9 protein-coding genes and 1 pseudogene are annotated in these 12,711 nt (G+C 46.3%); 9 read left to right on the top strand and 1 reads right to left on the bottom strand.

Annotated elements, in window-relative coordinates; genetic code table 11:
* From KIT90_RS27210 to rpoC, 9 genes and pseudogenes are all read left to right on the top strand, one after another.
* Positions 1 to 106, top strand: a pseudogene (locus KIT90_RS27210) (elongation factor Tu); the annotation flags it as partial.
* A 267-nt stretch (positions 107 to 373) separates the two neighbouring features.
* Complete coding sequence (secE, locus tag KIT90_RS27205) at positions 374 to 754, top strand: preprotein translocase subunit SecE (RefSeq protein WP_005440549.1); 381 nt, start codon at positions 374 to 376, stop codon at positions 752 to 754.
* 13 nt (positions 755 to 767) lie between these two features.
* Entirely contained in the window at positions 768 to 1,316 is a 549-nt protein-coding gene (gene nusG / locus KIT90_RS27200) for a transcription termination/antitermination protein NusG (protein ID WP_005440551.1), read from the top strand.
* Positions 1,317 to 1,460: 144 nt separating this feature from the next.
* Positions 1,461 to 1,889 (top strand): 50S ribosomal protein L11, encoded by a 429-nt coding sequence (gene rplK / locus KIT90_RS27195; RefSeq protein ID WP_005440554.1) that lies wholly within the window; start codon positions 1,461 to 1,463, stop codon positions 1,887 to 1,889.
* Positions 1,890 to 1,893: 4 nt separating this feature from the next.
* Complete coding sequence (gene rplA / locus KIT90_RS27190) at positions 1,894 to 2,595, top strand: 50S ribosomal protein L1 (protein WP_005384683.1); 702 nt, start codon at positions 1,894 to 1,896, stop codon at positions 2,593 to 2,595.
* 293 nt (positions 2,596 to 2,888) lie between these two features.
* Entirely contained in the window at positions 2,889 to 3,383 is a 495-nt protein-coding gene (gene rplJ, locus KIT90_RS27185; protein WP_009705464.1) for a 50S ribosomal protein L10, read from the top strand.
* A 57-nt stretch (positions 3,384 to 3,440) separates the two neighbouring features.
* Complete coding sequence (gene rplL / locus KIT90_RS27180; RefSeq protein WP_093279132.1) at positions 3,441 to 3,809, top strand: 50S ribosomal protein L7/L12; 369 nt, start codon at positions 3,441 to 3,443, stop codon at positions 3,807 to 3,809.
* Positions 3,810 to 4,059: 250 nt separating this feature from the next.
* Positions 4,060 to 8,088, top strand: a complete 4,029-nt coding sequence (gene rpoB / locus KIT90_RS27175) for a DNA-directed RNA polymerase subunit beta (RefSeq protein ID WP_009705466.1) — start codon at positions 4,060 to 4,062, stop codon at positions 8,086 to 8,088.
* A gap of 105 nt (positions 8,089 to 8,193) precedes the next feature.
* Complete coding sequence (rpoC, locus tag KIT90_RS27170; protein WP_005433640.1) at positions 8,194 to 12,396, top strand: DNA-directed RNA polymerase subunit beta'; 4,203 nt, start codon at positions 8,194 to 8,196, stop codon at positions 12,394 to 12,396.
* A 69-nt stretch (positions 12,397 to 12,465) separates the two neighbouring features.
* Here the strand turns inward: rpoC and KIT90_RS27165 are convergent.
* Positions 12,466 to 12,711: hypothetical protein (locus KIT90_RS27165; protein ID WP_285379662.1), on the bottom strand; the 246-nt coding region annotated here is incomplete at its 5' end.

Genomic DNA, 12,711 nt, shown 5'->3' with positions numbered 1-12,711 from the left:
AGTTGAGCTAATCGCTCCTATCGCTATGGATGAAGGCCTACGTTTCGCTATCCGTGAAGGTGGCCGTACTGTAGGTGCTGGTGTTGTTGCTAAGATCTTCGACTAATTCTTAACGAATTAAACGAATGTCTTCGGAAAATCTTGAATTAGATTTGACGAACCAGTATCAAAAAGGGCATCATTTGATGCCCTTTTTCTGCACTCAATATTATTTTAGCTGTTTTCTTGTTCAAAATTTGGTTGAGAGTAGAGCAAGATTAAGCGGAGAGGCTTAATCTTAAGAGAGTAACGCTGATTTTATCAGCGATATGGAGTTTGCCCTGCAACAGCGGGGTTATTGTCGTCTATATTAAGACTTGTGACAGGTTGGTTTATGAAAGCAAATAATGCTGAAACTCCTGATAGCTCAAACGCAGCAGATACGTTTAAGTGGATTGCCGCTTTCGTATTGGCAGCGGCCGCTGTTGTGGGTAATTACCTGTATGGTGAAATGTCTGTAGTTGTTCGTGCTGCAGGCGTTGTTGTTCTTATTGCAGCTGCCCTAGGCGTTGCTGCGACAACGACTAAAGGTAAAGCAGCGATCAGTTTTGCAAAAGAATCTCGTATGGAAGTTCGTAAGGTTGTTTGGCCTACACGCCAAGAAACCATGCAAACGACACTGATTGTTTTAGCTGTAAGTATTGTAATGGCTCTAGTGCTATGGGGAATTGACGGCATCATGGTTCGTTTAGTTGCTCTAGCAACTGGGGTATAGAGGGTAGTGATTCATGAGTGAAGCTCCAAAAAAACGCTGGTATGTAGTTCAAGCCTTCTCTGGATTTGAAGGTCGTGTAGCTCAGTCTCTACGTGAGCATATCAAAATGCACGCTATGGAAGAGCTATTCGGTGAAGTACTAGTTCCTACTGAAGAAGTAGTGGAAATGCGCGCGGGTCAGCGTCGTAAATCTGAACGTAAGTTTTTCCCAGGCTACGTCCTTGTTCAGATGATTATGAACGATGAATCATGGCACCTAGTACGCAGTGTGCCGCGTGTCATGGGCTTCATTGGTGGTACCTCAGACCGTCCAGCACCTATCACAGATAAAGAAGCTGACGCGATTCTTAACCGTCTCGAGAAAGCGAGTGAGTCTCCTCGTCCTCGTACAATGTACGAAGCGGGTGAAGTGGTACGTGTTAACGAGGGTCCATTTGCTGACTTCAATGGTACTGTTGAAGAAGTGGATTACGAGAAGAGCCGCCTGAAAGTGTCTGTATCGATCTTTGGTCGTGCAACACCAGTTGAGCTTGAATTTGGTCAAGTTGAAAAACTTGATTAAAAAAACACCTTTTTAAGGGTTGTCTAAGGCGCGAATTATGACTATAATTTCGCGCCTTTTTACTTCTCATGAAGTAAAGAGATTTTACGTAAACGGGGAGCTGGTCAGCAGACTAGCGTTTGAACCCAAACTTTAGGAAATATCATGGCTAAGAAAGTTGAAGCTTACATCAAGCTACAAGTTGCTGCTGGCGCTGCGAACCCAAGTCCACCAGTTGGTCCTGCTCTAGGTCAACACGGTGTGAACATCATGGAATTCTGTAAAGCGTTCAACGCAAAAACAGAATCTATTGAGAAAGGTCTACCAACTCCAGTAGTTATTACAGTATACAGCGACCGTTCTTTCACGTTCGTAACTAAGACTCCACCTGCTGCTGTTCTTCTTAAGAAAGCTGCTGGCGTTAAGTCTGGTTCTGGTCGTCCAAACACTGAAAAAGTGGGCACTGTAACTGACGCTCAAATCCAAGAAATCGCAGAAACTAAAGCTGCTGATATGACTGGTGCTGACATCGAAGCGATGAAGCGTTCTATCGCTGGTACTGCTCGTTCAATGGGCCTAGTGGTAGAGGGTTAATAAGATGGCAAAACTAACTAAGCGCATGCGCGTAATCCGCGAAAAAGTTGACGTAACTAAAGAATACGAAATCAACGAAGCTGTTGCTCTTCTTCAAGAACTAGCTACTGCTAAATTCGTTGAGTCTGTAGACGTTGCTGTTAACCTAGGCATCGATGCTCGTAAATCTGACCAGAACGTACGTGGTGCAACTGTACTACCTCACGGTACTGGCCGCGAAATCCGCGTTGCAGTGTTCACTCAAGGTGCAAACGCTGAAGCAGCTAAAGAAGCTGGCGCAGACATCGTAGGTATGGAAGATCTTGCTGAGCAAGTTAAGAAAGGCGAAATGAACTTCGACGTAGTTGTTGCTTCTCCAGATGCAATGCGCGTTGTAGGTCAACTAGGTACTATCCTAGGTCCTCGCGGTCTAATGCCAAACCCTAAAGTTGGTACTGTAACTCCTAACGTTGCTGAAGCGGTTAAGAACGCTAAAGCTGGTCAGGTTCGTTACCGTAACGACAAAAACGGCATCATCCACACTACTATCGGTAAAGCAAACTTCTCTGCTGAGCAGATCAAAGAAAACCTAGAAGCTCTTCTAGTTGCTCTGAAGAAAGCTAAGCCATCTTCAGCGAAAGGTACTTTCCTGAAGAAAGTAAGCATCTCTACTACTATGGGTGCTGGTGTTGCTGTTGATCAGGCTAGCCTGAACACTCAAGCATAATTTATTTGCTTAGGCGCAAAATTTGTGTATAATTTTGCGCCTAATATTTGTGGTTGGGGCTGAACATTGGTTCTTTGAACTGTCTCCTAGTTCGAAATGAATTAAGACCCAGTCTCCGTCCAAGACCGTAGGTGTTTGTTCTCAAAACAAACTTAATCATCCTACGTAGATGGTGCCCGAACTGACAGAAAGCTCTATGTAAATAGTTAACTTTCTTCTGGGAATGCACCTCAATAGCTCTCACTGTCGTGATGATAGTGAGTGGTGTAACGACAACCAGGAGTAAATCCAAGATGGCTTTAAACCTTCAAGACAAAAAAGCAATTGTTGCTGAAGTCAACGAAGCTGCCAGTGGTGCACTTTCTGCAGTTGTAGCTGATTCTCGTGGCGTTGAAGTTGGCGCGATGACTTCTCTACGTAAACAAGCTCGCGAAGCGGGTGTTTACATGAAAGTCGTGCGTAACACTCTAGCACGTCGTGCGGTTCAGGGTACAGACTACGAGTGTCTAACTGACACTTTCACTGGTCCTACTCTAATCGCGTTCTCTAACGAGCACCCAGGTGCTGCAGCGCGTCTTTTCAAAGACTTCGCTAAAGAGAACAAAGACTTCGAGATCAAAGCTGCTGCATTTGAAGGCGCTTTAACTGACGCTGAAGTACTAGCAACACTACCAACTTACGACGAAGCAATCGCACGCCTAATGATGTGCATGAAAGAAGCTTCTGCTGGCAAGCTGGTACGTACTATCGCTGCTATCCGCGATCAAAAAGAAGAAGCAGCGGCTTAAGCCTTGCTTTTTACTGGTTGCAAAATAAACTTATTGTTGACTTAAAAGAGAATTGTTATGTCTATTACTAACGAGCAAATCCTAGACGCAGTTGCAGAAATGTCTGTAATGCAAGTTGTTGAACTAATCGAAGCTATGGAAGAGAAATTCGGTGTATCTGCTGCTGCTGCAGTAGTTGCAGGTGGCGCAGCAGGCGGCGAAGCTGCAGCTGAGCAAACTGAATTTGACGTAATCCTAACTGCAGCTGGCGGCAACAAAGTTGCTGTTATCAAAGCAGTACGTGGCGCAACTGGCCTAGGTCTTAAAGAAGCTAAAGCTCTTGTAGACGGCGCTCCAGCACCTCTAAAAGAAGGCGTTGAGAAAGCTGAAGCTGAAGCTCTTAAAGCTCAGCTAGAAGAAGCAGGCGCTTCTGTTGAAATTAAGTAATTATTACTTAATTTCATAGCCTAACGGCTAATGGCTGGTGGTTTTTTAACCACCGGCCTTTTTGCGCTGTAGGGCATGAGCGAATTTTCCCGCTGTTTAAGCGTCTCATGTCCATGCAAAAAACATTTCATTCCTACGCAATGAGATGTCACTACAGTAAACAGCTATTTAGTCACTGTCCCTTACCCCCCTTAAGTAACTAGGTGCGGGCGGACGGTTTGGGTCACTTATCAGCGAGCTGAGGAACCCCATGGTTTACTCTTATACCGAGAAAAAGCGCATCCGTAAGGACTTTGGTACTCGTCCACAAGTTTTGGACATTCCATACCTGCTATCGATCCAGCTCGATTCGTTCGACAAATTCATCGAACAGGATCCTGAAGGTCAATACGGTCTTGAAGCTGCTTTCCGTTCTGTATTCCCAATTCAGAGCTACAACGGCAATTCTGAGCTGCAATACGTTAGCTACCGTCTTGGTGAGCCAGTTTTTGACGTTAAAGAATGTCAAATCCGCGGTGTAACTTACTCAAAGCCACTACGCGTAAAACTACGTCTAGTAATCTTTGATAAAGACGCGCCAGCAGGTACTGTAAAAGACATTAAAGAACAAGAAGTCTACATGGGCGAAATTCCGCTTATGACAGACAATGGTACCTTCGTAATTAACGGTACCGAGAGGGTTATCGTATCCCAGCTGCACCGAAGCCCAGGCGTGTTCTTCGACAGCGATAAGGGTAAGACCCACTCTTCAGGTAAAGTTCTATACAACGCACGTGTTATTCCTTACCGTGGCTCATGGTTAGACTTTGAGTTCGACCCTAAGGATAACTTATACGTACGTATTGACCGCCGTCGTAAGCTACCAGCTTCGATCATCCTTCGTGCACTTGGTAAAACGTCAGAAGAAATCCTAGATATCTTCTTCGAAAAAGTGAACTTCGAAGTGAAAGACCAAACTCTACTAATGGAGTTGGTTCCTGATCGTCTACGTGGTGAAACTGCGTCATTCGACATCGAAGCGAACGGTAAAACTTACGTTGAGCAAGGTCGTCGCGTAACAGCTCGTCATATCCGCCAACTAGAAAAAGATGGCGTTGATCACATCGAAGTACCAGTTGAGTACATCGTTGGTAAAGTTGCATCGAAAGATTACATCAACGAAGCAACAGGCGAGATCATTGTTAACGCTAACCAGGAAATTAGCCTGGAAGCACTAGCGAACCTATCTCAGGCTGGCCACAAATCACTAGAAACGTTGTTCACCAACGATCTAGACCACGGTCCATTCATGTCAGAAACACTACGTATCGACAGCACTGTTGATCGTATTTCTGCATTGGTAGAAATCTACCGCATGATGCGCCCTGGCGAGCCACCAACAAAAGAAGCTGCAGAAGCACTATTCGAAAGCCTATTCTTCTCTGAAGAGCGTTACGATCTATCGACTGTTGGTCGTATGAAGTTCAACAGCTCTATCGGCCGTGAAGATGCTCAAGAGCAAGGCACACTTGACGAGCTAGATATCGTTGAAGTGATGAAGAAGCTTATCGCGATCCGTAACGGTAAAGGCGAAGTGGACGATATCGACCACCTTGGCAACCGTCGTATCCGTTCTGTAGGCGAAATGGCTGAGAACCAGTTCCGTGTAGGTCTAGTACGTGTTGAGCGTGCAGTTAAAGAGCGTCTAAGCCTAGGCGATCTTGACGCAATCATGCCTCAAGACCTGATCAACGCGAAACCAATCTCTGCAGCTGTTAAAGAATTCTTTGGCTCTTCACAGCTTTCACAGTTCATGGACCAAAACAACCCGCTATCAGAAGTAACGCACAAGCGTCGTATTTCTGCATTGGGTCCTGGCGGTCTAACTCGTGAACGTGCTGGCTTCGAAGTACGTGACGTACACGTAACGCACTACGGTCGTCTATGTCCTATCGAAACGCCGGAAGGTCCAAACATCGGTCTGATCAACTCTCTATCTGCGTTTGCGCGTTGTAACGAGTACGGTTTCCTAGAGACACCATACCGTCGCGTTGTAGATGGCGTTGTTACAGACGAAGTAGATTACCTATCTGCAATCGAAGAAGGCCAATTCGTTATCGCACAGGCTAACGCTGCGCTAACTGAAGAAGGCGGTTTTGCAGATGAGCTGATCACAGCTCGTCAAAAAGGTGAATCTGGTCTACACCCTCGTGAGCACGCTCAGTACATGGACGTTGCGACAAACCAGGTTGTATCTATCGCTGCATCGCTTATCCCGTTCCTAGAACACGATGATGCGAACCGTGCATTGATGGGTGCGAACATGCAACGTCAGGCAGTTCCAACACTGAAAGCTGACAAACCGCTTGTTGGTACTGGTATTGAACGTAACGTAGCAGTTGACTCAGGTGTAACTGCAGTTGCGAAACGTGGTGGTGTAATCCAGTCAGTAGATGCTTCTCGTATCGTTGTTAAAGTGAACGAAGAAGAGCTAGTACCAGGCGAAGCTGGTATCGACATCTACAACCTGACTAAATACACACGTTCTAACCAGAACACATGTATTAACCAGCGCCCATGTGTGATGCCAGGTGAACCTGTATCACGCGGTGACGTTCTTGCTGATGGTCCTTCAACAGACCTTGGTGAACTAGCGCTTGGTCAAAACATGCGTATCGCGTTCATGCCTTGGAACGGTTACAACTTCGAAGACTCGATCTTAGTATCTGAGCGCGTAGTTCAAGAAGACCGTTTCACGACTATCCACATCCAAGAACTTACTTGTGTGGCGCGTGATACTAAGCTTGGTTCTGAAGAGATCACAGCTGATATTCCAAACGTAGGTGAATCTGCTCTGTCTAAACTAGACGAGTCAGGTATCGTTTACATCGGTGCTGAAGTTAAGGGTGGCGACATCCTAGTTGGTAAAGTAACACCTAAAGGTGAAACTCAGCTAACGCCTGAAGAGAAGCTACTACGTGCAATCTTCGGTGAGAAAGCATCTGACGTTAAAGATACTTCACTACGTGTACCTAACTCTGTATCAGGTACGATTATCGACGTTCAAGTCTTCACTCGCGATGGCGTAGAGAAAGACAAGCGTGCGCTTGAAATCGAACAAATGCAGCTTAAAGAAGCGAAGAAAGACCTAACTGAAGAATTCCAGATTCTTGAGGGTGGCCTTCTAAACCGCGTTAAAGCTGTACTGATCGATGGTGGTTACTCTGAAGCGAAACTAGACACGACTGATCGTAAGAAGTGGCTAGAACTAACGCTAGAAGACGATGCACTACAATCACAGCTTGAGCAACTTGCTGAGCAGTGGGACGAGCTAAAAGCTGACTTCGATAAGAAATTCGAAACTAAGCGTCGCAAGATCACTCAAGGTGATGATCTAGCACCTGGCGTACTGAAGATCGTTAAGGTTTACCTAGCGGTTAAACGTCGCATCCAGCCTGGTGATAAGATGGCGGGTCGTCACGGTAACAAGGGTGTAATCTCTAAGATCAACCCTGTTGAAGACATGCCATACGATGAGAAAGGTCAGCCTGTAGACATCGTACTTAACCCACTGGGTGTACCTTCGCGTATGAACATCGGTCAGATCCTAGAAGTACACTTAGGTCTGGCAGCGAAAGGTATCGGTGACAAGATCAACCAGATGGTTAAAGAGCAGCAAGAACTAGCGAAATTCCGCGAGTTCCTACAAAAAGTTTACGATCTAGGCGAAACTCGTCAGAAAGTAGACATTGCTTCTCTATCTGATGACGAAGTTCGTACTCTGATCAAGAACCTACGTGGCGGTCTACCAATCGCGACTCCAGTATTTGACGGTGCACCAGAAGCGTCTATTAAAGCGCTACTGAAACTAGCAGACCTACCAGAATCTGGTCAGCTAAAACTGTTTGATGGTCGCACGGGTGACCAGTTTGAGCGTCCTGTAACTGTAGGTTACATGTACATGCTGAAACTGAACCACCTTGTTGATGACAAGATGCACGCTCGTTCTACTGGTTCGTACAGCCTAGTAACTCAGCAACCACTTGGTGGTAAAGCTCAGTTCGGTGGTCAGCGTTTCGGTGAGATGGAAGTATGGGCACTAGAAGCATACGGTGCTGCTTACACTCTACAAGAAATGCTAACGGTTAAGTCGGATGACGTTAACGGCCGTACTAAGATGTACAAAAACATCGTAGACGGTAACCACAGCATGGAACCTGGTATGCCAGAATCGTTCAACGTACTGTTGAAAGAGATTCGCTCGCTAGGTATCAACATCGAGCTAGAAGACGAAGAGTAATCTCTTTTCTCTTGACCAAGGTTGAGAGAACCAAAAAGCGATTATTTGGTAGAAGGTGCTCACTTTAGCGAGTGAGCTCCTTTTAACTCCTTACAGGAGCTGATTGTGAAAGACTTATTAAACTTTCTAAAAGCACAGCATAAGACCGAAGAATTTGATGCTATCAAAATCGGTCTATCTTCTCCGGACATGATCCGTTCATGGTCTTTCGGTGAAGTTAAAAAACCTGAAACGATCAACTATCGTACGTTCAAACCTGAGCGCGATGGTCTTTTCTGTGCGCGTATCTTTGGTCCAGTTAAAGACTACGAATGTCTTTGTGGTAAATACAAGCGCCTGAAGCACCGTGGTGTTATCTGTGAGAAGTGTGGTGTAGAAGTTACACAAACTAAAGTTCGTCGTGACCGTATGGGCCACATCGAACTAGCATCACCAGTAGCTCACATCTGGTTCCTAAAATCGCTACCGTCTCGTATCGGTCTACTAATGGATATCCCACTACGTGATATCGAGCGTGTTCTTTACTTCGAAATGTACGTAGTAACTGAACCAGGTATGACTGATCTAGAAAAATCTCAGATGCTTACTGAAGAAGAGTATCTGGATCGTCTAGAAGAGTGGGGCGACGAGTTCACTGCTAAGATGGGTGCAGAAGCTATCAAGGACCTACTAGGTTCTATGGATATGCACGCTGAAGCTGAACAAATGCGCGAAGAGCTAGAAACAACTAACTCTGAAACTAAGCGTAAGAAAGTCACTAAGCGCCTGAAACTGGTAGAAGCGTTTATTCAATCTGGTAACAACCCAGAGTGGATGATCCTGACTGTACTTCCAGTTCTTCCGCCAGATCTACGTCCTCTAGTACCACTAGATGGCGGTCGTTTTGCGACTTCAGATCTGAACGACCTATACCGTCGTGTGATCAACCGTAACAACCGTTTGAAGCGTCTTCTAGAGCTAGCTGCTCCGGACATCATCGTACGTAACGAAAAACGTATGCTGCAAGAGTCTGTTGATGCGCTACTAGATAACGGTCGTCGTGGTCGTGCGATCACAGGTTCTAACAAACGTCCTCTGAAATCTCTTGCTGATATGATCAAGGGTAAACAAGGTCGTTTCCGTCAGAACCTTCTAGGTAAACGTGTAGACTACTCTGGCCGTTCTGTAATCACAGTAGGTCCATACCTTCGTCTACACCAGTGTGGTCTTCCTAAGAAGATGGCACTTGAGCTATTCAAACCATTTATCTACAGCAAGCTAGAGACTCGTGGTCTTGCGACTACAATCAAAGCTGCTAAGAAGATGGTAGAGCGTGAAGAAGCGGTAGTTTGGGATATCCTAGACGAAGTAATCCGTGAACACCCAGTACTATTGAACCGTGCACCTACACTTCACCGTCTAGGTATCCAGGCGTTCGAACCAGTACTAATCGAAGGTAAAGCGATTCAGCTACACCCACTAGTGTGTGCGGCGTACAACGCGGACTTCGATGGTGACCAAATGGCGGTTCACGTACCTCTAACTCTAGAGGCACAGCTTGAAGCTCGTACACTGATGATGTCGACAAACAACATTCTGTCGCCAGCGTCAGGTGATCCGATCATCGTACCTTCTCAGGACGTTGTATTGGGTCTGTACTACATGACTCGTGACAAGATCAACGTGAAAGGTGAAGGCATGTACCTTTCTGGCCCAGCAGAGGCTGAGAAAGCATACCGCACTAAGCAAGCTGAACTTCACGCACGCGTTAAAGTACGTATTACAGAAACAGTTGTAGACGAAGACGGCAACAGCACAACAGAGACTAAGATGGTTGATACAACTATCGGTCGTGCAATGCTATGGCAAATCGTGCCAGCTGGTCTACCGTACAGCATCGTTAACCAAAAGCTAGGTAAGAAGCAAATCTCTAACCTACTAAACGAGGCGTACCGTAAACTAGGTCTGAAAGACACTGTAATCTTCGCTGACCAAATCATGTACACAGGTTTCGCATACGCGGCACTATCTGGTGTATCTGTTGGTATCGACGATATGGTTGTACCGCCAGCTAAGTACACTGAAATCGCAGAAGCGGAAGAAGAAGTACGTGAAATCCAGGAACAATACCAATCTGGTCTTGTTACTGCGGGCGAACGATACAACAAAGTTATCGATATCTGGGCATCGACCAACGATCGCGTAGCGAAAGCGATGATGGCAAACCTTTCATCGGAAACGGTAGTTAACCGTGACGGTGAAGAAGAGCAACAAGAATCGTTTAACAGCATCTACATGATGGCTGACTCGGGTGCTCGTGGTTCTGCAGCTCAGATTCGTCAGCTAGCTGGTATGCGTGGTCTGATGGCTCGTCCGGATGGTTCGATCATCGAAACGCCGATCACTGCGAACTTTAAAGAAGGTCTAAACGTACTTCAGTACTTTATCTCAACGCACGGTGCTCGTAAGGGTCTTGCGGATACGGCACTGAAAACAGCGAACTCGGGTTACCTAACTCGTCGTCTAGTAGACGTTGCTCAAGACGTTGTTGTAACTGAACATGACTGTGGCACTCACGAGGGTGTTGACATGATGCCTCACATCGAGGGTGGTGATGTTAAAGTTGCACTAACTGAGCTAGCGCTAGGTCGTGTAGTAGCTGAAGACGTTCTTAAGCCAGGTACAGAAGATGTTCTGATCCCACGTAACACTCTAATTGATGAGAAGTGGTGTCAGATCATGGAAGAGAACTCAGTAGACAGCATGAAAGTGCGCTCTGTAGTTACTTGTGATTCTGACTTCGGTTGTTGTGCACAGTGTTACGGTCGTGACCTAGCACGTGGTCACCTAGTGAACCAAGGTGAAGCAGTAGGTGTTATCGCTGCTCAGTCTATCGGTGAACCGGGTACACAGCTTACGATGCGTACGTTCCACATCGGTGGTGCAGCATCTACTGCAGCAGCAGAGAACAGCATCCAAGCGAAGACAACTGGTACAGTTAAACTGCACAACGCTAAGTTCGTAATCAACAAAGATAAGAAGCTAGTAATCACGTCTCGTGCATCTGAGCTAACTATCATTGATGAATTCGGTCGTACTAAAGAGAAGCACAAACTTCCTTACGGTTCGATGCTGAGCAAAGGCGACAACGACGCAGTAACAGCTGGTGAAGTTGTTGCTAACTGGGAAGCGCACACCATGCCAATCATCACTGAAGTGGCAGGTCGCATCCAGTTCGTAGACATGATCGACGGTGTTACAGTTTCTCGTCAAACAGATGACCTAACAGGTCTATCTTCAAGCGAAGTAACTGACCCAGCAGCTCGCCCAGCAGCAGGTAAAGATATGCGTCCAGCTATCAAACTTGTTGATGAGCAAGGTAACGATGTAATGATCCCTGGTACAGAAATGCCAGCTCACTACTTCCTACCTGGTAAAGCGATTGTAAACATCGAAGATGGCGCTGAAGTTGGCATTGGTGACACACTATCTCGTATCCCTCAGAAATCTGGCGGTAACAAAGATATCACCGGTGGTCTACCACGCGTAGCTGACCTATTCGAAGCTCGTAAGCCTAAAGAGCCTGCGATCCTTGCTGAGCACACAGGTACTGTGAGCTTCGGTAAAGAAACGAAAGGTAAGCGTCGTCTAGTTATCACTCGCGACAGCGGTGATACTTACGAAGAGATGATTCCTAAGCATCGTCAGTTGAACGTATTTGAAGGTGAGCGTGTTGAACGTGGTGACGTGATCGCAGATGGTCCAGAGTCTCCACATGACATCCTACGTCTACGTGGCGTACACGCTGTAACTCAGTACATCGCTAACGAAGTACAAGAAGTTTACCGTCTACAAGGCGTTAAGATTAACGATAAGCACATCGAGACTATCGTTCGTCAAATGCTACGTAAGTGTACAATTACTCACGCTGGTGACTCTGAGTTCCTACCTGGTGAGCAAGTTGAATACTCACAAGTTAAGATTGCTAACCGTAACCTAGAAGCTGAAGGCAAAGAGCCAGCACGTTTCGAGCGTGAGCTACTAGGTATTACTAAGGCATCTCTAGCGACTGAGTCGTTCATCTCTGCGGCATCGTTCCAGGAGACAACTCGCGTACTAACAGAAGCTGCGGTTTCTGGTAAGCGTGATGACCTACGTGGTCTGAAAGAGAACGTAATTGTTGGTCGTCTGATCCCAGCTGGTACTGGTTTCGCATACCACCAAGATCGTCAAGCTAAACGTGCTGAAGCGCAAGAAGGTCCATCTGCTGAACAAGCAACAGATAACCTAGCTGCACTTCTAAACGCAGGCTTCTCTTCTGACGAGTAATCGTTAAGAGCTTAAAAGAAAAGGCACCTTCGGGTGCCTTTTTTGTTTTTGGGAGCAGAGGTTAGAACGCTACGCTTCGAGATGCGGGAATGCTTCGCTTACGGAATCGAGATCTGTGCCTTTGACGACAGGACTTGTTCCTAAAAAGATAAAATAGAGCCGAATCCCGAATCCCGAATCCCGAATCCCGAATCCCGAAAAGCAAAAAGGGTTGACGAACATACGCCAACCCTCAAGAATTTTCTCGCTTCTCGCTTCTCGCTTCTCGCTTCTCGCTTCTCGCTTCTCGCTTCTCGCTTCTCGCTTCTCGCTTCT

The sequence above is a fragment of the Vibrio sp. B172a genome (assembly GCF_030248355.1).
GTDB classification, from domain to species: Bacteria; Pseudomonadota; Gammaproteobacteria; order Enterobacterales; family Vibrionaceae; genus Vibrio; species Vibrio owensii.
Note: the sequence above shows the minus strand (reverse complement) of the source record. Positions and strands in the feature narration are given on the sequence as shown.

Excerpts from the sequence above, each read along its gene's own strand:
- secE (WP_005440549.1), top strand. The coding sequence starts at position 374 with ATGAAAGCAAATAATGCTGAAACTCCTGATAGCTCAAACGCAGCAGAT.
- nusG (WP_005440551.1), top strand. The coding sequence starts at position 768 with ATGAGTGAAGCTCCAAAAAAACGCTGGTATGTAGTTCAAGCCTTCTCT.
- rplK (WP_005440554.1), top strand. The coding sequence starts at position 1,461 with ATGGCTAAGAAAGTTGAAGCTTACATCAAGCTACAAGTTGCTGCTGGC.
- rplA (WP_005384683.1), top strand. The coding sequence starts at position 1,894 with ATGGCAAAACTAACTAAGCGCATGCGCGTAATCCGCGAAAAAGTTGAC.
- rplJ (WP_009705464.1), top strand. The coding sequence starts at position 2,889 with ATGGCTTTAAACCTTCAAGACAAAAAAGCAATTGTTGCTGAAGTCAAC.
- rplL (WP_093279132.1), top strand. The coding sequence starts at position 3,441 with ATGTCTATTACTAACGAGCAAATCCTAGACGCAGTTGCAGAAATGTCT.
- rpoB (WP_009705466.1), top strand. The coding sequence starts at position 4,060 with ATGGTTTACTCTTATACCGAGAAAAAGCGCATCCGTAAGGACTTTGGT.